Annotated in this window: 27 protein-coding genes and 1 other annotated feature; of the genes, 11 read left to right on the plus strand and 16 right to left on the minus strand. The window is 52.5% G+C overall.

Going from position 1 to position 23,316, the window contains the following annotated elements; translation table 11 throughout:
- Positions 1-175: 175 nt before the first annotated feature.
- Complete coding sequence (gene spoIIID, locus TY09_RS10080) at positions 176-424, plus strand: sporulation transcriptional regulator SpoIIID (RefSeq protein ID WP_009066041.1); 249 nt, start codon at positions 176-178, stop codon at positions 422-424.
- 104 nt (positions 425-528) lie between these two features.
- Here spoIIID and ilvA read toward each other — a convergent pair whose 3' ends face one another.
- From ilvA to TY09_RS10105, 5 genes are all read right to left on the minus strand, one after another.
- A complete protein-coding gene (gene ilvA / locus TY09_RS10085; RefSeq protein ID WP_009065961.1) occupies positions 529-1,728 on the minus strand; it encodes a threonine ammonia-lyase in 1,200 nt (399 codons plus the stop codon).
- A complete protein-coding gene (gene ilvN, locus TY09_RS10090; protein ID WP_042433825.1) occupies positions 1,722-2,228 on the minus strand; it encodes an acetolactate synthase small subunit in 507 nt (168 codons plus the stop codon). Before ilvN ends, ilvA begins: the two co-directional genes overlap by 7 nt.
- Positions 2,225-3,919, minus strand: a complete 1,695-nt coding sequence (gene ilvB / locus TY09_RS10095) for a biosynthetic-type acetolactate synthase large subunit (protein WP_042433828.1) — start codon at positions 3,917-3,919, stop codon at positions 2,225-2,227. Before ilvB ends, ilvN begins: the two co-directional genes overlap by 4 nt.
- 69 nt (positions 3,920-3,988) lie before the next feature.
- Positions 3,989-4,234: a binding site (T-box leader), on the minus strand.
- Positions 4,235-4,334: 100 nt separating this feature from the next.
- Positions 4,335-5,057, minus strand: a complete 723-nt coding sequence (locus TY09_RS10100) for a permease prefix domain 1-containing protein (protein ID WP_042433831.1) — start codon at positions 5,055-5,057, stop codon at positions 4,335-4,337.
- A complete protein-coding gene (locus tag TY09_RS10105) occupies positions 5,044-5,394 on the minus strand; it encodes a PadR family transcriptional regulator (protein WP_042433834.1) in 351 nt (116 codons plus the stop codon). Before TY09_RS10105 ends, TY09_RS10100 begins: the two co-directional genes overlap by 14 nt.
- A 158-nt stretch (positions 5,395-5,552) precedes the next feature.
- Between TY09_RS10105 and TY09_RS10110 the strand changes: the two genes are divergently transcribed.
- The 4 genes from TY09_RS10110 (at position 5,553) to TY09_RS18935 (ending at position 8,444) form a co-directional block, all read left to right on the plus strand.
- Positions 5,553-6,023 carry a MarR family winged helix-turn-helix transcriptional regulator gene (locus tag TY09_RS10110; protein ID WP_009065956.1) on the plus strand — a complete coding sequence of 157 codons (471 nt, stop codon included), beginning with the start codon at positions 5,553-5,555 and terminating at the stop codon, positions 6,021-6,023.
- Entirely contained in the window at positions 6,020-6,838 is an 819-nt protein-coding gene (locus TY09_RS10115; RefSeq protein WP_009065987.1) for a DegV family protein, read from the plus strand. Before TY09_RS10110 ends, TY09_RS10115 begins: the two co-directional genes overlap by 4 nt.
- Before the next feature lie 138 nt (positions 6,839-6,976).
- Complete coding sequence (locus TY09_RS10120) at positions 6,977-7,249, plus strand: hypothetical protein (protein ID WP_009065997.1); 273 nt, start codon at positions 6,977-6,979, stop codon at positions 7,247-7,249.
- A 298-nt stretch (positions 7,250-7,547) separates the two neighbouring features.
- Entirely contained in the window at positions 7,548-8,444 is an 897-nt protein-coding gene (locus TY09_RS18935) for a methyl-accepting chemotaxis protein (protein WP_009066025.1), read from the plus strand.
- A 342-nt stretch (positions 8,445-8,786) separates the two neighbouring features.
- Here the strand turns inward: TY09_RS18935 and TY09_RS10130 are convergent, their stop codons facing one another.
- From TY09_RS10130 to TY09_RS10150, 5 genes are all read right to left on the minus strand, one after another.
- Positions 8,787-9,614, minus strand: a complete 828-nt coding sequence (locus TY09_RS10130) for a helix-turn-helix transcriptional regulator (RefSeq protein WP_009065998.1) — start codon at positions 9,612-9,614, stop codon at positions 8,787-8,789.
- A 103-nt stretch (positions 9,615-9,717) separates the two neighbouring features.
- Positions 9,718-10,440: a DNA alkylation repair protein gene (locus TY09_RS10135; protein ID WP_042433839.1), complete on the minus strand. Its 723-nt coding sequence runs from the start codon at positions 10,438-10,440 to the stop codon at positions 9,718-9,720.
- A gap of 88 nt (positions 10,441-10,528) precedes the next feature.
- Positions 10,529-11,071 (minus strand): hypothetical protein, encoded by a 543-nt coding sequence (locus TY09_RS10140; RefSeq protein ID WP_042433841.1) that lies wholly within the window; start codon positions 11,069-11,071, stop codon positions 10,529-10,531.
- On the minus strand, positions 11,044-11,772 hold the full coding sequence (locus TY09_RS10145; RefSeq protein WP_081759647.1) for a TMEM165/GDT1 family protein: 729 nt from the start codon (positions 11,770-11,772) through the stop codon (positions 11,044-11,046). The genes TY09_RS10140 and TY09_RS10145 overlap by 28 nt, the downstream gene beginning before the upstream one ends.
- 524 nt (positions 11,773-12,296) lie before the next feature.
- Positions 12,297-12,557, minus strand: coding sequence for an AbrB/MazE/SpoVT family DNA-binding domain-containing protein (locus TY09_RS10150; protein ID WP_009065992.1), 261 nt, complete (start codon positions 12,555-12,557; stop codon positions 12,297-12,299).
- A gap of 240 nt (positions 12,558-12,797) precedes the next feature.
- Between TY09_RS10150 and TY09_RS10155 the strand changes: the two genes are divergently transcribed.
- From TY09_RS10155 to TY09_RS10175, 5 genes are all read left to right on the plus strand, one after another.
- Positions 12,798-13,385: a nucleoside recognition domain-containing protein gene (locus TY09_RS10155; RefSeq protein WP_009066003.1), complete on the plus strand. Its 588-nt coding sequence runs from the start codon at positions 12,798-12,800 to the stop codon at positions 13,383-13,385.
- Complete coding sequence (locus tag TY09_RS10160; protein WP_042433845.1) at positions 13,378-13,899, plus strand: spore maturation protein; 522 nt, start codon at positions 13,378-13,380, stop codon at positions 13,897-13,899. Before TY09_RS10155 ends, TY09_RS10160 begins: the two co-directional genes overlap by 8 nt.
- A gap of 289 nt (positions 13,900-14,188) precedes the next feature.
- Positions 14,189-14,959: a type III pantothenate kinase gene (locus TY09_RS10165; RefSeq protein WP_042433900.1), complete on the plus strand. Its 771-nt coding sequence runs from the start codon at positions 14,189-14,191 to the stop codon at positions 14,957-14,959.
- A 186-nt stretch (positions 14,960-15,145) separates the two neighbouring features.
- Entirely contained in the window at positions 15,146-15,466 is a 321-nt protein-coding gene (locus TY09_RS10170; protein WP_009065976.1) for a DMT family transporter, read from the plus strand.
- Between the two features lie 249 nt (positions 15,467-15,715).
- A complete protein-coding gene (locus tag TY09_RS10175) occupies positions 15,716-16,036 on the plus strand; it encodes a hypothetical protein (RefSeq protein ID WP_042433848.1) in 321 nt (106 codons plus the stop codon).
- A gap of 100 nt (positions 16,037-16,136) precedes the next feature.
- On the opposite strand, the gene TY09_RS10180 is transcribed toward TY09_RS10175, so the two are convergent.
- The 5 genes from TY09_RS10180 to TY09_RS10200 form a co-directional block, all read right to left on the minus strand.
- Positions 16,137-16,796 (minus strand): hypothetical protein, encoded by a 660-nt coding sequence (locus TY09_RS10180; protein WP_042433851.1) that lies wholly within the window; start codon positions 16,794-16,796, stop codon positions 16,137-16,139.
- Between the two features lie 5 nt (positions 16,797-16,801).
- Positions 16,802-17,395, minus strand: coding sequence for a 30S ribosomal protein S4 (rpsD, locus tag TY09_RS10185; RefSeq protein WP_042433854.1), 594 nt, complete (start codon positions 17,393-17,395; stop codon positions 16,802-16,804).
- 316 nt (positions 17,396-17,711) lie between these two features.
- The gene (locus tag TY09_RS10190) at positions 17,712-18,050 is read right to left on the minus strand and encodes a DUF6054 family protein (RefSeq protein WP_042433857.1); all 339 of its coding nucleotides are present in this window, start codon (positions 18,048-18,050) and stop codon (positions 17,712-17,714) included.
- A 44-nt stretch (positions 18,051-18,094) separates the two neighbouring features.
- The gene (locus TY09_RS17625; RefSeq protein WP_052335597.1) at positions 18,095-18,433 is read right to left on the minus strand and encodes a hypothetical protein; all 339 of its coding nucleotides are present in this window, start codon (positions 18,431-18,433) and stop codon (positions 18,095-18,097) included.
- Positions 18,424-19,035 carry a helix-turn-helix domain-containing protein gene (locus tag TY09_RS10200; RefSeq protein ID WP_042433860.1) on the minus strand — a complete coding sequence of 204 codons (612 nt, stop codon included), beginning with the start codon at positions 19,033-19,035 and terminating at the stop codon, positions 18,424-18,426. Before TY09_RS10200 ends, TY09_RS17625 begins: the two co-directional genes overlap by 10 nt.
- Positions 19,036-19,785: 750 nt before the next feature.
- Here TY09_RS10200 and ileS point away from each other — a divergent pair.
- The gene (gene ileS / locus TY09_RS10205; protein ID WP_042433863.1) at positions 19,786-22,899 is read left to right on the plus strand and encodes an isoleucine--tRNA ligase; all 3,114 of its coding nucleotides are present in this window, start codon (positions 19,786-19,788) and stop codon (positions 22,897-22,899) included.
- Positions 22,900-23,016: 117 nt separating this feature from the next.
- Here the strand turns inward: ileS and TY09_RS10210 are convergent, their stop codons facing one another.
- A complete protein-coding gene (locus tag TY09_RS10210) occupies positions 23,017-23,301 on the minus strand; it encodes a hypothetical protein (RefSeq protein ID WP_042433866.1) in 285 nt (94 codons plus the stop codon).
- Between the last annotated feature and the right edge of the window lie 15 nt (positions 23,302-23,316).

Here is a 23,316-nt window from a genome sequence, read left to right on the forward strand (position 1 = left end):
GGAATGATGGACTTCTTTGTTAGTTATAACATACAAGTGTGCGGATTTCAATTCCCCAACCTGTTTTTAGGGAAGAAATGAGGGAGGGAACGTTCGGATTCTTTCCGGTAGCTTTCATATTCTGATTTTCGGCCGCATATCTATAACCAATCAGATTAGTTTGGGAGGCAGAGCTGTGAAAGGCATAGTAGAAGAGCGAGCCGTAGAGCTGGGAGAATACATCATAGAGAACAACGCGACCGTTCGCAAAGCCGCGAAAAAATTCGGCGTCAGCAAATCCACTGTACATAAAGATGTGGCGGAACGTCTGAAATATGTTGATCCGCAGCTGTACAAAGAAGTGAAGAATGTGCTGGAGATCAACAAGGCCCAGCGCCATATTCGCGGCGGCATGGCCACCAGAATGAAATACAAAAAAGACTGATCCGACCTGTGACTTCCTGGCAGCCGGTCTGTATCCGGCTGCCGCAAAAACGGCGGTTCCCTCTTCGAAAAGAAGGGGGAGCCGCCGCATTTGATTTTTAGGGATCAGTGTTCGATCATCCGGTACCCGGCTGAAAGAAGTGCGCTGCGGATTTCTTCAATGTGCTGGTGGTTGCGTGTTTCCATCACGATGCGCAGGGTGCAGCCGTTGATGTCGCTGCCTTCGCCGGAATGGTCGTGGCGAACCGCCACCACGTTGCCTCCCATATCCGCTATAATGGCCGAAACCTCTTTGAGCTGGCCAGGCTTGTCGATCAGCTCGAGCGTCATGTCGCAGGAACGGCCGGCCTTGAGCAGGCCGCGGTTGATGATGCGGGACAAAATCGTCACATCGATATTGCCGCCGGACACCAGGCAGACGACCTTCTTGCCTTTCAGATCCAGCTTGTTAAACAGGGCGGCAGCTACCGAAACGGCGCCCGCCCCCTCGGCAATCAGCTTCTGCTGTTCAATCAGCGTCAGAATGGCGGTGGAGATTTCGTCATCGGTTACGGTCACGATCTCGTCAACGTATTGGTCACAGATGGAATACGTCAGGTCGCCGGGCTGCTTGACGGCGATGCCGTCCGCGATCGTGCATACGCCGTTCAGGCATTCCACCTGATGATGCGCCAGCGCCTGCACCATAGACGGCGCGCCGCTGGACTGTACGCCGTACACCTTGCAGTTGGGGCTCAGCGACTTGATGGCATAAGCCACGCCGGAAATCAGTCCGCCGCCGCCGACCGGGACGATCACCGCGTCCACGTCCGGGAGCTGGCTCAAAATTTCAAGGCCGATGGTGCCCTGGCCCGCCATCACGTCCTCGTCGTCAAACGGGTGGATGAAGGTGCTGCCGGTTTCCTCCTGAATCTGGAGCGCGCGCTGGTATGCGTCGTCGTATACGCCGTCCACCAGCTCCACCTGTGCGCCGTACGCGCGGGTGGCTTCCACCTTTGAGATGGGGGCGGAATTCGGGATGCAGATGCAGGACTGGATGCCGCTTCTGGCGGCCGCCAGAGCCACGCCCTGCGCGTGGTTCCCGGCGGAGCAGGCGATCACGCCGCGCTCCTTCTCCTCCGGACTGAGGCGAGAGATTTTATAGTAAGCGCCGCGCACCTTAAAGGAGCCGGTGACCTGAAGATTTTCCGTTTTCAGGTAAACCTCGCAGTCGTCGCCGATTTTCGGCGCGTGGATTAAATCGGTCTGGCGGATTACATCCTTTAAAACGAATGCGGCGTGGTATATTTTATCTAAGGTCAGCATGCTTCTACCCCCTGAGTGCTCATGGCCATTGCTCCTGTGCGAAGAATCTGTTCGATCTGGTACGGCTTGCACAGCTCGATCAGGCTGTTCAGCGCCGTGGCGTCGCCTACCAGCTCCAGAATCATCGTGGTGGGGGAAACCTGCAGAATCGAGGCGTGGAACGCGTTGGCCAGCGTGACGAGAAACTCGCTGTTTTCGGGTGTGCGGCGAACGCGCAGCAGCAGGTGCTCGCGCACCACCGCACTGTCCCGCTCCAGAACGGTCACCTGCTCAATTTCCTCAAGTTTGCTCAATTGTTTATCGACCTGGCGGACGATGCGGTCGTCGCCCTGCACGACGATAATCATTTCGGAATACTGCTCATCCTCCGTCTGTGCGGCCACGATGCTCATGATATTGTAGCACCGGCGGCTGAACAGGCCCGAGATGCGCAGCAGAACGCCGGGGGTGTTTTTGGCGCGCACCGACAAAATGTACTCTGTTGCTTTTGTGTCACTCATTGCTGCTGCTCCTTTTCGTCGATTTCCAAAATGGCTTCTTCTGCCGCAGAACCTGCGGGAACCATGGGCAGAACGTTCATGTCGCTGTCGATCAGGCAGTTGATCAGGGACGGGCCCTGGTAGTCGAGCGCCTGACGGAGGACAGGCTCCACGTCTTGGCAGGTGCGGATGGTAAAGGCTTTTACGCCGAACGCTTCGGCCAAAAGCTCGTAATTCGTCGCTTTATTCAGCGTTGTTTGAGAAAAGCGGCCGTCGTAAAACAGCTTCTGCCACTGGCGTACCATTCCCAGAACGTTATTATTTACGATCAGCTCAATCACGGGGATATTGTACTTGGCGGCGGTGGAAAGCTCCGCACAGTTCATGTGGAAGCTGCCGTCGCCCGCAACGTTGACCACCCGCAGCCCCGGCTGCGCCACCTGCGCGCCGAGCGCCGCGCCCAGGCCGAAGCCCATGGTGCCCAGTCCGCCGGAGGTGATCATGCGGCGCGGTTCTTTGAAGGGATAAAACTGCGCGGTCCACATCTGGTGCTGGCCCACCTCTGTGGAAAGGATCAGCTGATCCCCGGCCAGATAGTGAAGCGTTTCCAGCAGATACTGCGGGGTTACGCCGCTTTCACAGACAGCCTTCTGCGAGAGCGGATACTCCCGCTGCCACGCTTTGATCTGTGCTGTCCATTCGGGGTGGCTGGCCGTTTCCAGCCGGCTGTTCAAAGCCTGTAGAATGGCACGGGCGTCGCCCTTCAGGCGGAGGTCGGCGTAGATGTTCTTATTGAATTCGGCGGAATCAATGTCGATATGCACCACGCGGCAGCCGCGCGCGAACAAATCCGCGTTGCAGATCACGCGGTCAGAAAAACGGGTGCCGACCGCGACCAGCACATCGCATTCCTTCAGTGCCAGAGCGGAGGGAACCGTGCCGTGCATGCCGAGCATGCCGAGATACCGCTCGTCGGTCTGGTCAAACCCGCCCTGACACATCAAAGAGCAGGAAACCGGGGCGTCCAGGCGCTCGGAGAGCTCCCGCAGAGCGTCGGAGGCCTCCGACGCGATGACGCCGCCGCCCGCGTACACAAAGGGGCGCTGGCATTCCCGGAGCAGCTCCACTGCCTGCTGGAGCCTGTTTTCATCCGGAAGAACGGACGCGCTGAGCGGATGATCCGGTTTTTGGGAAGTGAATTCGCATTTGTGCGCCGTTACATCCTTCGGGATATCCACCAGCACGGGGCCCTTCCGGCCGCTTTGCGCAATGCGGAACGCTTCGCGCAGGGTGAATGCCAGGTCGCTGACATCCTTGACGATAAAGTTGTGCTTGGTGATGGGCATCGTGATCCCTGTGATGTCCACCTCCTGAAAGCTGTCCAGACCCAGAAGGCCGAGGTTGACGTTCCCCGTGATGGCAACCATCGGAACGGAATCCATATAGGCGGTGGCGATGCCGGTCACAAGGTTTGTCGCACCGGGGCCCGAGGTAGCAAGGCAAACGCCGGTTTTGCCGCTGGCGCGGGCATACCCGTCGGCAGCGTGGGCCGCGCCCTGCTCGTGAGAGGTTTCGATGTGGTTGATCTTGTCCCGGTACTCGTACAGGGCGTCGTAAATGTTCAGTACCGCTCCACCCGGATACCCGAATACGGTGGTGGCGTCCTGTTCCAGTAAGCATTCCATAATAATCTGCGCGCCGGTTAACAGCATGTTTTTTCCTCCTGCAATGAATTTTCGTTCCGGGGAGGATGCAAATAAAAAAGCCCCCGCCTCCGGTTTCCCAGAGGCGAGGGCGTCAGCTCCCGCGGTACCACTCTGTATTGCTGCCCAGTACAGGCAGCATCTTGCTGCATATCTAACAATATGCTTCCCAATAACGGAGGAAATCCGGACTCAGCTTACTACCCAGCGGTTTCAGCCGTCTGCTCAAGGGTGATGTCCTGTGGGCGCCTTGCTGCCTCGCACCAACCGGCAGCTCTCTGAAAAGACGGTATCTCACATTCGTGTCCCTATCAAAGCATTTTTTCTGTTGCTATCATAGTATTCGATTGTTTTTGGTTTGTCAAGAGGGACAGGCAGAAAATTTGTTTTCCTGAAAAGACAGAAATAGAGAAATCAGGGCAGGTCAGGCTCTGTCGCCGAGCAGAGTCGATACGACCCCACACAGGATTCCGCCCACGGGGAACACCACCCAGCCCGGGTGCCACAGGCCAAACAAAAAGCCGAGAAGGAGGAACACCGCTGTCGCTATCAGCATAATGGCGCCGCTCAGCCGGCCTGCAAGCGTATCGTCCTGCCCCCTGGAAGCGTGGCGGTGGTGGTAAACAGGCGCGGACGGCTGGTATTGCTGCAGCTGCTCCTCCCAGTAGGATTTCTGCATCCCGAAGTAAACGAACAGGCTGACCCCGGCGGCAACCAGCAGGAAGAAGATAGTCGTAGCCAGAAAGCCTTCGCCGAAAATCGCTTCAAAAATCTGCTGCATCACAATGGCGAGGATACAGCAGACCACCCCTGCGGTGATCGCGATGGCAAAGCGGCCGCGGAACGCCTCATAGCCGCGCAGCAGCTCTTCAGGAATAGAGGGAGGGTAGCTCCCTGCCGTTGACGCTGCGGTAGGGGAATCCTGATCCTCCGAAATCCCCAGCTCCTGCCGGATTTCATCCATGCTGCCGAATTCCGAGATCACGGCCCCGAAAGCCTCGTTTTCGTTCTTCCCCTCTTTTAAAAGCGCTTCATAGCGCTCCTCCATGCTTTCAATGATGTTCATTTTCACTTCGGCGACCTCTTTCGTGCGGGGCAAGGAGGCAAAGGAATTCTCTACGTAAATCTGAATTTTACTCATGCTCATGCTCGTTCTCCTCTTTCTCACTGGTAAAATAGTCTACGATCTGCCTGGTCAGCTTCCATTCGCCGCACTTCTCGCGATAATACGATCTTCCGGCATTGGTGATGGTGAAATATGTGCGGGGTTTGCCGAAGGATTCCGAACCGTGATAGCTGGCGATATATCCGCTTTTTTCCAGGCGGTTGATGGCGGAATACAAGGTTGTTTCTTTCATGCTGTAAATTCCCTTGGTGCGTGTCTGTATTTCCTTCGAGATTTCATATCCGTAAGAGTCGTGTTCCAGCAGAAGAAACAGGATCATGATGTCGTTGTAGCCGCGCATGATATCGCTGCTGATCAAATTAGTTCCTCCTCCTTTTATTACTACGTCTGTTGAAGTAATTTGAGTATAGCACAACTACTACGACAAGTAAAGTAATTTTTGAAAAAACTTGACAGACCCTTCTGTTTTCCGGTAAAATACTTTTAACTTAAAAGCTTAAAGGAGCATCCATATCCATGAATTCTGTTCAGCAGGAGGAGCTGAATCACTTTTTTGTAGAAACCTTTAATAAGATTCTGCAGTATGAGGAAGCCGCGCTTTCTGCCGGAGACACATCCGGCCTGAGCATGAAAGAGCTGCACATACTGGAGGCTGTGGCGCAGATGCAGGCCCGACAGGAGAACACCATGTCGAAGATCGCGGCACGGCTGGGTATCAGTGTGGGCGCGCTCACCACGGCAGTCGGTGTGCTGGTCGCAAAGGAATGCCTTGAGCGCCGCGGCTGTGAGCAGGATCGCCGGGTTGTGTGGATTGTACTGACTCCGAAGGGGGAAAGGGCGGAATGGCAGCATCGTCTGTTTCACCGCGATATGGTTCAGATGATCGGCGATTCCCTTTCGGAAGAAAGACTTTGCTCCCTTTTGGAATCCCTGAAAATCTTGAGTCGTTTTTTTGAAGAAAAAAAGGAAGGCGGAATGACAGCATGAGCGTTCAGATTTTAATAGACAGTACGGCAGATTTGTCCCGGGAGGAGGCCGAGCAGCTCGGAATTCGGATTGTTCCGCTGACGGTGCATTTCGGCGATCGCCAATATATCGATAAATTTACGATCACAGACGAAGAGTTTTACGGGATGCTGAATACGGAAGCAGAGATGCCGACGACAACGCAGGTCAGCCCCCAGAGCTTTCTGGACGTTTATGCCGAGTACCCGAACGATGAGATTGTGGGGATTTACATTTCCCAGAAGCTGAGCGGTACATATCAGTCCGCCGTGATTGCCAAAGAGGAGTGCGGGCGCAGCGACGTTTACCCGATCGATTCCACAACGGTTTCGGCCGGTGCGACTTTGCTGGTGCGCGAGGCGATCCGCCTGCGCGACGAGGGGAAGAGCGGCAAAGAAATTGCCGAGTACATCACCGAGCTGACGAAACACGTGGAGATGCTGGCGGTCTTCAACACGATGAAATATCTGGTCAAGGGCGGCCGCCTTTCCAGCACAAAGGGGACGATCGGCAACCTGCTGGGGATCAAACCGATCATTCGGGTAAAGGACGGCGTCCTCGAGGTGATCGGGAAAGAGCGCGGCATGAAAAAGGCATGTGATTTTGTCGTTCGCCATCTGCGTGAGCTTCCGGATTTTGATTCGTCGATGCCGATCGCGTATTCGCATAGCTTTAACCAGCAGGATCTTGATGCGCTCAAGCAGGAGCTGGGAGAAGGGCAAACCCTGCTGATGGGCAGCGTGGTGGGTACGCATGCCGGTCCGGGCGCTATTTTGGTAGGGTATTTCCGTAAATAAAATGCGAAACGCTACTGCCCCACTGCGGCTGCGGAGCGCAGGATCATTTGTATAAAAAAAGCCCCCGCCTGATAGCCAATGTCATTTAGTTAAGACCAAATCTGCAAAAAAAGAACCCTCGTCTGTTTTTTCAAAGAAATGGACGGTAAGCTCGTCGTCGCTACCGCCGACGAGCAGGAGCAGGCATTGCTGACTGTCAACGGTGAGAGCATGACCGGCAAGATGACGAGCTACCTCATCGCCGGGGAGGATTTGCAGGGCGAATACTGGGGCGCTGTCTTTCTGCTGCCCATTTCCCTGCTGGAGCGTGCGCTCGGTTGCCCGCTGACGGTGGGCCAACAGCTTGAGGGCAACTTTATTCGCGACGGCAAGTTAAGCGCCATGCATTCAAAACGGCGGGGAAACTGGTGATTGAATAGCCGCTGTGGTGCTATTGTTACAGTTTGGCGTGACACTGTTCAACAATTGTCACATAAATCTATCGAAAATCAGCGCTGCACTTGACAGTTTGTCACATAAAAGGGTACAATATCAATGGTGCTCTATCCGGAGATCGATGGAAAACCCAGTCATTCAGGTATGATCTGTCCGCAGGGCGACAGAGATGCAGGATTTTTAAAATCTGTTATAAAGCATGGCCGATGATTGGACTGCTTCGTTTTGGCCGGACACAGCAACAAACAAGCGAATTTTTCGATGGCCTAACTATATGGAAACATTTCGTGTTTATTTTGCAAATGAGAAATATAAAGGGGCGGATATTGTGGCAAATTATTCAGCAGAAGAATTATTGGATTTTTTTACGATTTTGACGCCATATCTGAATGAAATATTTACGGAAGATGTTGATGTTTCTGTCATTAAAGAGGGTTATTATACTTCATATGCCCCGGGTAGATCTTTCGACTTTAAAGTCAAGGTCGGAGACCCGATGCAAGGTAAAGCTAGCAAACAATGTATGGCAACCGGTCAAAAGGTTGTGCAAAAGGTTTCAAAGGAGCAATCCGCTTTTGGCGCACCTTATATTGCGTGCGCATACCCGTTTAAAAATGGCAACAAGGTCGTTGGTTGTGTTATTACAGCCCAGGCTGTAGATACTCAAGAAAAAATACAACATATTTCGAATAATTTAGCTACATCCGCACAGGAATATACCGCCAATATGGAGGAGATTGCCGCAACAACTGCGCAGCTTGCCAATATTTCCGGTGAACTTGGGTCTTTTAGCAATCAACTCACAAGCTCGATCAAGCAAACTGACAAAATCGTCGCTTCCATCAGCAGCATCGCAAGGCAAACAAATTTATTGGCCTTGAACGCATCGATCGAAGCTGCCCACGTCGGCGCGCTTGGCAAAGGCTTTGACGTAGTGGCCGGCGAGGTGCGCAAGCTGGCGGTCGAAAGTGACGAGTCGGTTAAAACGATTAAGGACCTGTTGAACAAGGTGCAGCATGCCATTATTCAAATGAACGAGAAGATTCAAGCAGTTGACCGTACTGCAAAATCCCAGGAAGCGTCGATACAGGAAATGGCAAAGGCCAGCCTTGATTTTGCGGCGATGGCCGGGGAGCTTGCGGGAATTTCCAATTACATGTCAAACGAATAGCAATCCATATCCGCAAGGAAAACAATACAAAGCCCGAGGGTACGCGAACCGCTGCAATTCCTAATGTGATTTTGTTAAGCCCAAACTTACAAAAAATGAAGCTCCCCGCCCATTATTCAATGAATGGGCGGGGAGTCTCTTTTTTGCTGATTGATGCGAATGATTGGATCGGGGGCATTTATTTGTTTATAAAAGTTAAGGAGCAAATTTTTCAATTTGCTCCTTAACTGAATGACATTGGCCTGATAGTGGGGGCTTTTCAAATTCTGATGATTTGGCGTCTGCGTGAAAGTTTAGAACAAAACAGCGTTCTGCCGCAGCGTTCCGTCTACAGAATTCCGATTACAGCTGATTGCCGGAGGTCGTGGAAGACCGGAATTTTCCGGGAGCGGCTCCCGTGTGCTTTTTAAACGCGCGGATAAAGTTGTTGGCATTGCCGAATCCGCATTCCACCGCAATCTGGGCAATCGGCTTTTTCGTGTTCCACAGTAAATCCTTGGCGTAGGACAGCCGGTTCATCAGCAAAAATTGCTTTGGGCTGTATCCGGTCATGCTCTTGAAGCTGTGCGACAGGTAATAAACGCTGATATAGAACTGTTCTGCCAGCTCTTTGATCTGAATATCCTCCAGACAATGCTCCTCCAGATACTTTTTCACTTCGTAAATGTGGGAGGAGTGCCTTCCGTCATAGGAGGCGAACTGACCGGCGGAGCGGCGATAGGCCAGAATCAGAGACTGCTGCAGAAAAGATACCATGTAGTCGCCGCGGTAAGGGCGAAAGCGCGCGCTTTCGCGGGACATTCCTTCAAACAGCGTCTCGGCTTCCTCCTGGCAGTCCGTCAAATCGAAGGTGGGGAAGCTCTCGGCGGAATGATGCTGAAAAACAGACATCAAAGGGCTGTCGTACAGAATGTGATGGATTTTCAGCGGCTGAATCGTCACCAAATACCGTTGGTACGGCGCTTCCAGCACCTCCAGCGAGCATTCATCCAAATTGCTGAAAAAGAACATATGTCCCGCAGGAATAATGTAATTTGCTCCGTTGACAGTCAGTCGGATTTTTCCTTGTTTGATGTAAATCTGACGGTATACGTTGAAGTACAGCTGTTGAATCGGCATGTCGGAATCAGCATAGGTACAGTCAATTGCCAGATCTAACTGCGGTTCCATAATAGACCTCCTTTGCCCCTTTGATTCATGTTTTCAGAAAACGGACAGTATGTAAGTGTTCGGTAAACCGGCCATCGCCGCAGGGATGGGCAGGCGGTTTCGTTCAGGCCGAGGCAGTGCGTTTCAGGCCGCGGGCCAAAGCCTTTTTGTCCGGAGAAACCCGGTAGGATTCCGTGATCTTCTGGATCGCCTTATTGTGAATAAAATCATCCCAAGTCGGCTGCTCCAAATAGGGAAGTGTTCGTGCCGGGTCTTTGACAAAACACTCCGAAATTGCCCATGCGGCCGCCATTTTGGCGTAATACCCCTCCGCCTGTATTTGTGTCAGCCGAAGCAGCGTGCGCTCCAGGTATTCCTCGCCGCAGTAATGATCCAGCAGCATCACCATACCGAAGCGGCAAAAAAATTCCCGTTCGGATTCCACATAGGGCAGAAGAAAATTCCACACAGTTTCCGGTTCGCGCCCGGCCAGGCGGAAGCCGGAGCAAAAGCTGTCGCATACAGACCAGTTGTCGATCTTGGGAATAAAATCGGCGGTGCGGGCCAGCAGCTCCGCCGTATCTGCCTTGGCACACCCGAGAACAAGGCCCTGAAGCATGATCTCCTCAAAGGTGCCGTCCGATGCCTGTGCGAGATAGCCGCGCCAGTCTCCCGCTGCAATCTGTTTTGCCAGCCGCCGCAGCGTGGGAAGCCGCACTCCTAAAATGTGGGAGGTTCCGGGCAGAAGCTTTTCACTGAACGCACGATACGATGATTCCGCTAACAGCTCCAGCTGCTGACGGGCCGGAACTTCCCAGTCCCATTTCGGCCGGCCGCTTTTCTCCATCCGAAAGAACCTCCTTACCGTGGTTTTCCGCACCGGGCAGAAAACCGGACGGCAGTACTTGGAACCGATTCAGTACACTCGGACCAACTCATATGCTTTCAGAATAACAGCTTGAACGATAAAAATCAATAACCCTAAAAGCAATTTTTAACAAATCTCTCAAAGAATCGGCTCTGTATCTTGTTTTGAAAGGGGTGTTGCACCGGGGAAAACTGCTTAAAAGAATATTCGCTGTTCCGGAAAAAATTTTCATTCCAATAAAGCAAAAGCTGTCCTGCTGCTTTTTAGAATTTATTTTGCTTTGGTTGCAATTGCTGCTGAAAGCGCCCATGCCGGGCGGCAGGAGAAACGGGGTATCAACCCCTCGTTTTGTCTGGACAGAATAAAAGCCCGGCAGCGGTATGCTGCCGGGCTCAGGTTGTTGAGAAAATTGCACAACCGCGAAATTGGGAAACAATTTTGCTTCCTGCGCTGCTGCGTGCCTGCAGGGCAGAGGAACCCGCAAAGTGCAGTCGCATACAACAAGAGTGAGACTGTACTTTGCGGCGTTTGCCGTTTGTCTTGTGCAAATTTCGGCGGCCTGCATGTTTTTTGAAAAGCAGATCAGATTTCCTTTTTGACCTGACAGCATGCGGGAGAAACGGAGTCTGCGATCCCTTCCGCGCTCTCTTTTTTCAGCAGATAAATGGTTGCTGCGGCAGTCAAGGCATAAAGAAGAGTCATGACCAGCATGATGATGTCGGTATTCAGGCCCAAATCGCTTCTCATCACCTGATAGCTGCCCAGGAAACCGAAGAAGACGAAAACCGCGGCGGAAATCAGCTTCACTGTCCGCTCCGGGATCTTCTTACACAATACAACGCCGATGATGATTCCAATGCCGTCGGCGATCAGCATGCCCAGCGTGGTGCCGGCCAGAATCCAAAGCGGGTTTGTGGGGAATTTTGCGGCGAGCGCCACCGTGGTCAGCTGGGTCTTGTCGCCCATTTCCGCAATGAAAAACGCGATTGCCACCGTCGCAATGGCCCCGAATTTTGTGGTTTTGTTTTCCTCTCCATCCAGCTTGTCCCCCCGGATGGTCCATAGCCCGAAAAAGATAAACGACAGCGCGGCAATTCCCTGAATCCATACCTGGATCGTTTCAAAGCGCGTCAGCATATGGCCAACAGCCACGGCCAGCGCATGGTTTAAAATCGTGGCCAAAAAGACACCGATCATGACCTTAGTAGCTTTGTATTTTGCTGCAAAAGCCATTGCCAAAAGCTGTGTTTTGTCTCCCATTTCGGCTAAGACGACTGCGCCCAGTGAAAAAACTAAGGCTGTGATTCCCATTCTACTTCCTCCGTTTGTAATAAGAATTACAAAAGAAAAACCCAAGTATAGCTTTAACAGCTATACTTGGGTGTGTTACTCAAGACGTAGAGATCATGTATAGCCAATAAAGTTATACATGAGTCTCGTTAATTAAGGCAAGCCAGACCTGGTCGAGTCATTGTGTTGACTTGCCGCATACATAAAGTATGCAAACTACTCCCTCATGGGTTTTCAATTGTGGCTTCATTATACTGTGTGCAGGCGGGAAAGTCAAGTAAATCATTCCAAGTGAAAGAAATACGGACAAATGCGCATCAGCAGAATCATGGGTTGGCAGGCAGCGGTGCATGCGGCCTGTCCCATTTGTTCAGGGTACCAAAGGGTTCTATGTCCTTGGGTGACAGGGCGATGGGAAATACATCCGGTATAAAACTTTACCGTTTGCTGTGCTGTTGTGGAGACAGCACAGGGTTCAAAAAATCCCCCAAATGAAGAACACCGGAGGATTTTTTCTGGGATGCTGCCGTAACGAACGGATGTGTTTAATCGGATTCTTCTTCAAGACGTTTTGCTAACCGTTCCATACATTTGTGACATACATTGTGGTCTTTGTACTTCGAAATTCGATCCATGCTCCCACAGAAAATACAGGAAGGCTGGTATTTCTTCAGAATAATCGCAGAATCTTCCACGAAAATTTCCAAAGAATCTTTTTCTGTGATGTTGAGAGTGGATCTAAGCTCTTTTGGCAGTACGATACGCCCGAACATATCGACTGGCCGAACAATCCCCGTAGATTTCATGATGGTTCCTCCTAATCATAACCAATACCAATATGAATTCCCAATAAATTGATATTGCGAGTTAATAATACCTTTTTTTGGCATTTGTGTCAATCAACAAACAGTGAATAATTCTTTAATTTTACAATATGTATTTGTACAAATAAACTTAAAATTTTCATTCTCATGCTGTTCTTTCGATAAAAATGCTTTGGGTATGGAATGAAGCGCTTTTACATATGTATGTACGGGTGAAGAAATATGATGAATTACATTTGGGCTGGAATGATTCTGTTCAGTTGTATCTGCGCTTTGCTGACCGGGCGGCTGCCGGAGCTGTCCGATGCAGTGCTCTCCGGCGCGGCAAGTGCGGTTCAGCTGGTGATTGTTCTGCTGGGCATGATGTGCGTATGGACGGGTCTGATGAAAATTGCAGACGCCGGAGGGCTGACAAAGCTGCTCAGCCGGATGTTTTACCCTGTGATGAGGCTGTTGTTCCCCAAATACCCGAAAGACAGCGCCGCCATGAAGGCGATCTGCATGAACATAACAGCAAATCTGCTGGGGCTGGGAAACGCGGCTACACCGCTGGGGATCGCCGCTATGAAAGAGATGAGCCGCGTCAATAAACGGCCGACAGAAGCCGACAATAATATGGTGATGTTTGTGGTCATCAACACGGCGTCGATCCAGCTGGTGCCTACCTTTATGGGAACGCTGCGGGCGCAGTATGGTTCTGCTCAGCCCTTTGATATTGTGCCTGCCGTATGGCTCGCTTCCATTGTGTCGCTGGGGCTGGGGATTTTGGCCGCAAAACTGCTGGAAAGGCGGGAAAACAGGCTTGGCTGATATAGGGAGCGTGGTGGTACCGGCCACGATTTTTTTTATTCTCGTTTTCGGCTTTCTTAGGAAGGTGCCGGTGTTTGACGTCTTTGTCAGCGGAGCCAAGGAAGGCGCTATTTCGTGCTTTGAAATCCTGCCGTCCCTGGTGGGGCTGATTCTGGCAGTAAACATGCTCAGTGCGTCCGGTGCGCTGGATTTGGTCGCGTCCTTTCTTCGGCCGGCAGCACTGGCGCTCGGCCTGCCGCCGGAGGTGATGCCGCTGGCGCTCATGCGTCCCGTCTCCGGCAGCGGATCAAACGCGCTGCTGCTGCAGCTGTTCCGCGATTACGGGCCGGACAGCTTTGTCGGGCGCGTGGCCTCTGTGATGAACGGTTCGACCGAAACCACCTTTTACGCGATCGCCGTGTACTTCGGTGCGGTGGGAATCAAAAAGACCCGCCATACGATCCCCGCAGCCCTTACGGCCGATTTGGTGGGGTATATTGCTTCGGTGTGGGCGGTTCGTATCCTTTTTTTGTGACGGTAAAGAGGATCAAATGCTTCCTCTTCAATGGCGGGCATGCCTCCCGCTTCAAAATTCCTAATAAATATACAGTTCAATCGGGAAAAATCAATGCACAAGGGAGCGTGTTTCATGAAACACGCTCCCTTTGAATGGTTTTGATTCCGACAAGGAATATACAGAAAATAAGAGTGCCTTTTTCGGGAAAAAACAGCAGGAATGCCGGATGAGAGCAGTTTTGGGTATTGCGTATTCAGTCGGATTTGGGTATAATAACCTTCGTGAAAAATCGGGGGAGGATGCACTTATGCTCTTAACGCTGGATATCGGCAATACGAATATTACGATTGGTGGTTACGAGGGGAAGAAGCTTCGATTTGTATCCCGAATGGCGACCGACCGTTCCCGAATGGAGGATCAGTACGCAATCGAACTGCGCGATATCCTGGATATTTACGGGGTAAAGGTGATAGATGTTACAGGGGCAATCATCGGCTCGGTGGTGCCGCCGGTAACGACCTATATTACCCGTGCCATTCGAAAGCTGACTAAAATAGAGCCTGTTGTCGTCGGGGAAAAAACCGTGACCGGGCTGAATGTTCGCCTGAACCCACCGGAAGCGCTGGGCGCGGACCTGGTGGCGGGCTGCGTGGCGGCGGTTGAGCTGTACGGCGGCCCCTGCATTATATGGGATATGGGCACGGCTACGACGGTCTCTGTGATCGACAGCAACGGCAGTATGCTGGGCGGCTGCATTATTCCCGGCGCGGGCATCAGCATGGAGGCGCTTACCTCCCGCACGGCTCAGCTGCCGGCTATCAGCATGGAAGCGCCGGATAAGGTGGTCGGCACCAATACGGTGGACTGTATGCGCTCCGGCCTGATTTACGGACAGGCCTCCATGGTGGACGGAATGTGCGACCGAATTGAGGAAGAGCTTGGTGTAAAGTGCAAGGTGATTGCCACCGGCGGACTGTCGCACGACATCGTTTCCTATTGCCGGCGCGAGATTATTTACAGCTGCAATCTGCTGCTGGAGGGTCTGCGGATGCTGTATGAAAAAAATCTGCCGGTATAAATATTTGACACAGACTATTCTTTTTGCTATACTAAAATAAAGTTTTATAGGATTCCGCGGCATCTGCCGGTCTGGATCAGGATAAAACACACAGGATACTGTGTTCACAGAAGGATGCAGCCTGGGAGGTCTCTAAGATTTCCCAGGCATTTTTTCTGTGATGAACAGAAAGGAGTTGTAGCAAAAATGCAATGGGTCTTTTTGCTGATCGCAGGATTGTTTGAGGTGGTTTGGGCGGTCGGGCTGAAGATATCCGAAAACTTCAGCAAATTAGTCCCCAGTGCGGTGACGATTGTGGGGCTGATCGCCAGCATGTATTTTCTGTCGCTGTCGCTCAAAGAGCTGCCGATCGGCACCGCCTATGCCATCTGGACGGGGATCGGCACGGCTGGAACGCTGATTTTCAGCATCTTCTGGTTTCGAGAGGCGATCACTCTGCCGCAGGTGCTGTGCGTCATGATGATCATCGGCGGGGTAGTGGGGCTGAAATTGCTGTCGCCCTCTTAAAGATTTTCAAATCCAAAATAAAAGGGAACATCGGTGTCGTTATTATCTGTATCGATTATAATGATACCGATATTTCTTTATAAAAATAAAATGGTTTTCATTAAAAACTATAATAAGTACATTGGTATCTTTGTACTTTGGGCTGAAAACAGAGGGGAACGAATTCTGTTCCTCAGGCAGTAGAACAGCGGCTGATAATGAACCGCGGTTACAGCTGCATTTTGAATCTTCCGGGAGGAGGGGATATCTATGAAAGTAAAGCTGGTTGGCTTTTTCAGCTTGGTTGTACGGATGGTGGTGGTTCTGGGCTTTTTTCGCTGTATCAACTGGCTTGACAACCGGTCTGCTTTTTCACTCGCAGTTGTTTTGCTTTTGATGAGTTTTTTTGAAAATGTCTGGCGCTGGCTGTGGAACAAACGAAAACAGAAGTACGATTTGTCCGGGGAAGCGCAAAAGCCCTATTATTCCAGCTTTGAACTGTCAGGGTATTCGACAATTGATGCGTTTTGCCGGCTGAAGAAAAAGGTCAAAACATTTTTGGGGGATAAAAACGAAATGAAAAACCGTTGATTCCTCTTTGATCAATCAGTTCTATGAAAAACATTGCCCGGCAGGTTTCCCTGCCGGGCAATGTTTTTCAGCTTTTTATCGAAATTTAGGTGATTGCATGTTAAGTAAGGCTGCCGATCCGGGTGTTCAGCCAGTTCAGCAGCAGGTGCTTCGCGAATGGCTCTGTTTCAAACCGGGTGCACAGTTCGTCCAGCTGGGCATACGAATACCCGAACTCTTCCTCGAACAGCTCTTCGCACCAGACCAGCTCCTTTAAATAAGAAGCCACTTCTTCCGCGTGAGAGAAAACATGCAGGCTGAGCTGAAAATCCTCGCGCTGCCAGTACCGGTTAAACCGGCTGCAAAAACGGCGCAGGGCTGTTTCCCGCTGTTCCCCGGTGCGCTGCCATACGGCGCTCAGTTCGAAAACAAAGCCGCTCATCGCAAGGCGATGGGGAGAATCGGTTGTCTGAACCATCTCCAGAAGCTCCGCCGTGGACTGGATGGGTACCATCAGACGATCGTTTTCGGGGTGAAGCACATAGTAAAACACGGTGGGAAGAAAAATATACTGCACAAAGCCCAATACGGATTCAGTGTCCGGGTAGCAGGCCCAGTTGCTGTCGAGCAGAAAGCGCCGCTCGTCCGCAACGCAGGCGTTGACGAAAACAGGCTGCCGGAGTTCCTCCGGCGGCACAAACAGGTCGTTCCACACGTCCTGCTTTCCGAGGGTCCACTCCCAGAATCCGGGCTGCTGATATTTACAGGCCGGGCTGCGCATGGCGGTTACCTCGAATAGTACTCAACGACCAGCTGATCGTTGACTTCCACCGGAATTTCTTCACGGTTGGGCAAACGGGTCAGCGTGCCGCTGAAGGCGTTGAAATCGCGCTCCAGATAAGGAACAGCGAACCCCCTGCCGTCCAGAAAATTGGTACGGAACAGCTCGTTGCTTCTGGATTTTTCACGCAGCGTAATAACATCACCCGGCTGAATTGCATAAGACGGGATCGAAAGTTTCTTGCCGTTCACCAGAATGTGGCCGTGTGTTACCTGCTGGCGAGCCAGACGAATGGAGTTGGCAAACCCGATTCGGTATACCATGTTATCCAGACGGCACTCAAGCTTCTGCAGCAGAGCATCGCCGGTCTTGCCTTTGGATTTTTCCGCCGCGCGGTAATAACGGACCATCTGTTTTTCCAGAATGCCGTAGTACGCCTTTACCTTCTGTTTTTCGGTCAGCTGCATGCTGTATTCCGAAACTTTTCTTCTCTTGTTGAATGCCAGTGCGCCCGCGCGGTTCATGGCCTTGGGGTGCCCGCAAACATTAACCCCCAACCGGCGGCATTCCTTAAAACGAGGGCCTCTTCTTGTTGCCATTCCTGTCTGTCTCCTTTATTCGTTTCTGATTTTGCAGTCTAAAAGTTAGCGAACGCTAACTTTGGGGCAGCGACCCCCGCCGCAAATAGCTGTTACAGTGAGCGCGTCCATGATTAGGTACGCACAAGATGATCGTGTTAGAAAAAACTAACAAAAGCATTATAGCAGATTCAGGTTCCGTTGGCAAGAGCGGATTCCGGATTTTTTCGGTTTGTGTGCAGGTGCAGCCCGATTCGGGATGAGTGAGAAGATCGTGTGAAATCGGGCTCTGCCAAAATGGTTTCGCTGCGGAATGCGCCGTTCTGTACCGGCGGGGTCATGACATGATTACGCCCCGCAGGCCATCGAGCAGGAATTCCTCAAAGCTGTTTGCCGCGCCCCAGTCAAAACGGAACAGCCCTTCTCCGCCGCCTCCGCTGACGTAGTGCATGCGGGTTCTGCCCTCAAAATCATCCAGCGTCACCGTAAGGGTCAGGCGGTTGCTGGCCCGCCAGTAGTGCTTTTCATAAATCAACACCACGCACTGGCCGGCGCCTCTCGCGTTCACGGTGTAGCTGTCGATCTGCTCGCCGGTGATGCTTCCCTGCACAATGATTTCATTGATTCTCTGCATCGCGTCGAATAAGCTGATCGAAAGAAAAACAGTGTTTTCCATCGGGGAAATCCTCCTTCATACGTGATTTAAAATAATTGATCGAGTTACGGATCAGGCAGAATCGAATCCGATAAAGCCTCTTTCATCCAATTTTGAAAGGCAGCCGCCGCGCCCAGATCGAAGTCCCAGGTTTTGACGTCGGTGCCGGAAAAATGAACCCGGGTCGTTCCGGTCAAATCATCCAGAACGGCCTGCATCACCAGATAATCGCGCCCGGTGCGCATGTAATATTTTCGGTATGCCGTAGCCGCAACCTGTTTTCCTTCCGGTGTGTTTAACCGGTAAACCTCGAACGCCCAGCCACTCATCGCGCTGTCGATCCTCTTGTTCAGGCGTTCCAGCGCCTCTTCTACCGAAAGGGAAACGAAAAACGTCATTTCCATGATGTTCGCCTCTTAGGACTGACGCTTACCCGAAACAGGCCGTGCTGATTGCAGTAAGCGTACAGCATCCCTGTGCCGGTCATCGCAAAGCGGGCCTCGGGGTTTTGCTCCGGGTACAGCTTTTTCATCTGAATCTGATCCGGCGTGATCAGGGCAAGAAATGAAATAAAGTGATCCTTTTCCATCGGGTGCCTGAGCGTAACATAATACTCATTTTCTACCTGCTGCACGCAGACGCCGTGCGCCTCATCGGCTTCCTCCGCTTCCTGCACCGGCAGGGTGATGCCGCAGCAGGTAAACGAGCCCTGGCCAAGCGAGTGGATCACATTCCCACATACCGGGCAGACATAAATGCAGGTGCGCAGCATGTTGCCGGAGCGGTTGCTGTTGGTCACCTGTTCCCCCGATAAAAGCTCCGCAACGGAGACACCGAGTGCCTTCGCCAGCGGCTCCAGAAGAGAAATATCCGGCAGGCCGCGCTGCGTTTCCCATTTGGAAACAGCCTTGTCGCTCACGGCCAGCAGATCAGCCAGCTGACGCTGGGTATATCCTTTTTTCTCACGCAGGAATTTTATCGTGGTTCCCGTCACATACTGTATCATATGAAAATTCTCCCTTTGCAGTTGTCCTTCTGCTGAAAATGATGGATTTCTTCCCCGTTGAAAGTGGAAAGAAACTGCCGTAGTCTGTCAAACGGCCATTCTTCGCCAGAATAACAAATATGCAGCCCCAAAGCAACCTACGCTTTGTAGAGAGGAAAACGGGGCAGAGGCGATACTATCAGTATGCCCTCAGAAAAAGCAGTTGTCAACAGACCGTAGGGAAAGTCGTGCAGCCGCAAAATCATTCTACGGTTTTGCTTGCAGCGTTTCTGTATGTCTGTAGGGCGGTCACGCCCCGAAAATCAGTCCCATAGAACAACCATCCTTTTTCTTTGTTGGTTTTGCCACCTTCTTTGCTATGTTCTTGACGACCCGCATGTTTTTCGGCAGGCTCTGTCCAGAAAGGTTTCGATGAGAAAGCCCGCCGCAGAATTCTTGACAAAATACGTGTTTGGTGGTAGCCTTAGAGCAGTATTTTAAATAACAAACAAAGGCTAAGACGAAGAGAGTAAGCTTTTTACAAAATGCAAAGCGAGCTGGGGAAGGTGAGAGCCCGGCCAGAGTAGAAAAAGACGAAGATCACTTTGGAGCCGCAGGCTGAATCAGAGTAGGCCGTGCCGGGATTCCCCCGTTACCGGGATAGCATATGGCGGTATGTAAAAGGGTGGTATAACGAAGTTTGGCCTTCGTCCTGAATCAGGACGAAGGTTTTTTGTTCGTGTGAGTGTAATATTGTAGGAGGTACAGACCATGTATCAAAAAGTATCCACAGATCTTCATTTTGTGGACCGTGAAAAAGAAGTGGAGCAGTATTGGCAGGAGAACCATGTATTTGAAAAAAGCGTGGAAACCCGCCGCAAGGGAGCGCCTTATGTTTTTTATGACGGCCCGCCTACGGCGAACGGCAAGCCGCACATCGGCCATGTGCTGACCCGCGTTATCAAAGACCTGTTGCCCCGCTACCAGACCATGAAGGGCAAGCAGGTGCCGCGCAAGGCCGGCTGGGATACGCACGGCCTGCCTGTGGAGCTGGAAGTGGAAAAACTGCTACACATCAACGGCAAGGATCAGATTGAAGCCTACGGCCTGGAGCCTTTCATCGATAAATGTAAGGAAAGCGTCTGGAAGTACAAGGGCATGTGGGAGGATTTCTCCCGCACGGTCGGCTTCTGGGTGGACATGGATCATCCCTATGTCACCTACGACAATAACTTTATCGAGTCCGAATGGTGGGCGCTGAAACAGATTTGGGAGAAAGAGCTTCTGTACAAGGGCTTCAAGATCGTTCCCTACTGCCCGCGCTGCGGAACGCCGCTGTCGAGCCACGAGGTGGCGCAGGGGTATAAGGACGTCAAGGAGCGCTCTGCGATTGTCAAGTTCAAGGTAAAGGGAGAAGACGCCTACATTCTGGCGTGGACGACCACCCCGTGGACTTTGCCCTCGAACGTGGCCTTGTGCGTAAACCCCGACGAAAGATATGTAAAAGTCAAAAAAGACGATACCGTCTATTATATGGCGGCGGAGCTCGTGAACACTGTTCTCGGTGAGGACGCTGAGATTCTGGAAAGCTTTGTCGGCACCGATCTGGAATATAAGGAATACGAGCCGCTGTTTCCCTTTGTGCAGCCGAAGGAGAAGTGCTGGTTCGTCACCTGCGACCGTTATGTCACGCTGACAGACGGTACCGGCGTGGTTCATACCGCGCCTGCGTTCGGTGAGGACGATGCCCGTGTGGGCCGCGCTTACGGTCTGCCTCTCGTTCAGCTGGTGGACGGCAAGGGGCAAATGACAAAAGAAACCGCGTGGCCCGGCGTGTTCGTCAAGGATGCCGATCCGCTGATTCTGGACGACCTGAAAGCAAGGGGCCTGCTGTTTGCCGCGCCGAAGTTCGAGCACAGCTACCCGTTCTGCTGGCGCTGTGACACCCCGCTGATCTATTACGCAAGAGAATCCTGGTTCATTAAAATGACTGCGGTTCGCCAAAATCTGATCCGCAACAACAACACCGTCAACTGGATTCCCCCGGCCATCGGCAAGGGCCGTTTCGGCGACTGGCTGGAAAATGTGCAGGATTGGGGTATCAGCCGCAACCGTTACTGGGGCACCCCGCTGAATATCTGGGAGTGCGAATGCGGCTGCCGCCATGCGGTCGGCAGCATCGAGGAGCTCAAAAAGATGTCCCCGAACTGCCCGGAGGACATTGAGCTGCACCGCCCCTATATTGATGCCGTCACCATCACCTGCCCCGACTGCGGCAAGCAGATGCACCGCGTGCCGGAGGTGATCGACTGCTGGTTCGATTCCGGTTCCATGCCGTTCGCCCAGCATCACTATCCCTTTGAAAACAAGGAGCTGTTCCACGAGCAGTTCCCGGCGGACTTTATCTCTGAGGCGGTCGATCAGACCCGCGGCTGGTTCTATTCTCTGATGGCGATCTCCACGCTGCTGTTCGATCAGGCGCCGTTCCGCAATGTCATCGTGCTGGGCCATGTTCAGGACGAAAACGGGCAGAAGATGTCCAAATCAAAGGGCAACGCGGTCGACCCGTTCGATGCGCTCGAAACGTACGGCGCAGACGCGATCCGCTGGTATTTTTACAGCAATTCGGCCCCATGGCTGCCAAACCGTTTTTACGGCAAAGCCGTGGTGGAAGGCCAGCGCAAGTTCCTCTCTACCCTGTGGAACACGTACGCGTTCTTTGTGCTGTACGCCAACATCGACGAATTCGACGCTACCCAGTACCGCCTCGAGCCCGACAAGCTGACGCTGCTGGATAAATGGCTGTTCTCACGTCTGAATTCGATGGTGCGCGACGTGGACACCAATCTGGAAAATTACCGCATTCCCGAGGCGGCCCGTGCGCTTCAGGATTTTGTGGACGATATGAGCAACTGGTATGTGCGCTGCAGTCGCGAGCGCTTCTGGGTGGAAGAAATGACCCAGGATAAGATCAGCGCGTATATGACCCTTTACACCGCCCTGGTGACGGTGGCGAAGGCCGCGGCTCCGATGATCCCGTTCATGACGGAGCAGATTTACCGCAACCTGGTGTGCAGCATCGACCCCAAAGCGCCCGAAAGCGTGCATCTGTGCCTTTTCCCGCAGTGCGAGGAATCCATGATCGACACGAAGATGGAAGAGGACATGAAGCAGGCCATGCAGATCGTCACGCTGGGCCGCGCGGCCAGAAACGAGGTCGGCATGAAGATCCGCCAGCCTCTGGCGAACCTGTTCATCCACGCGGAGCGTGATCTGGGCGAGGATTACCGCGGGATCATCCGCGAGGAGCTGAACATCAAAACGGTTCACTTTGTGTCGGATGCGTCCGATTTCTCGGATTACCGCTTTAAGCCGCAGCTCAAGCTGCTCGGTAAAAAGTACGGCAAGCAGATCAACGAAGTCCGCGAGGCTCTGGCTGCCCTGAACGGCTCCGCTGCGAAGAAGGAGCTGGATCAGAACGGCTCGATCAAGCTCTTGATCTCTACCGGAGAGATTTCTCTCACCGCGGAAGAGCTCCTGATCGAAACCGCCCAGAAGGAAGGTTTTGAGTCCATGTCCGATAAGGGCGTGACTATCGTGCTCGATACGACCTTGACCCCCGAGCTGGTGGAAGAGGGCTTTGTGCGCGAGATCATCAGCAAGCTGCAGTCCATGCGCAAGGATGCCGGCTTCGAGGTGACCGACCGCATTGTCGTGTACCAGAACGGCAACGATAAGCTGGCCGACCTTCTGTGGAAAAACCGCGAACAAATCAGCCGTGAGGTGCTTGCGGACGAAATCCGCCTTGGCGAAACCGATGGATACACCGCCGAATGGGATGTCAACGGGGAACAGACCACGTTTGGCGTCGTGAAGGTTTCGTAAGAAGGGTTAAAAATACCTTTCAAAGAAACAGGGAGCGGAATCGCGAACGATTCCGCTCCCTGAAATACAGGCCCGAAGCGGATTCGTTTTCCGGCTTCGGGCCTGCTTTCTTTGTGTTTATCCGTCTGCTCTCTCGTTGTTTTGCAGCAGAAACCTGGCTGCCGCGGTGTTTTCCTCCGCAACAAAAATCCGGTATTCGTCGCCGCTTTCCGGGCCGAAGTGCACTCTGGTCAGCATGGGGGTTCTTCCGCCCAGATTATTTCTGGATTCCCGGAAGGCGCGGTTTTCCGTCTTGGTTTTAAACGGCAGGCCGTGCTCTCTCAACACATTCTGGCCGCGGAAAAATTGCTCCAGATTGGTGCTGAAAAAGACCTCGTGCCAGCGGGGAGAAAAAAGACCCATGAGAAAAGCCTCCTG

The sequence above is a fragment of the Faecalispora jeddahensis genome, assembly GCF_000577335.1.
GTDB lineage: Bacteria > Bacillota > Clostridia > Oscillospirales > Acutalibacteraceae > Faecalispora > Faecalispora jeddahensis.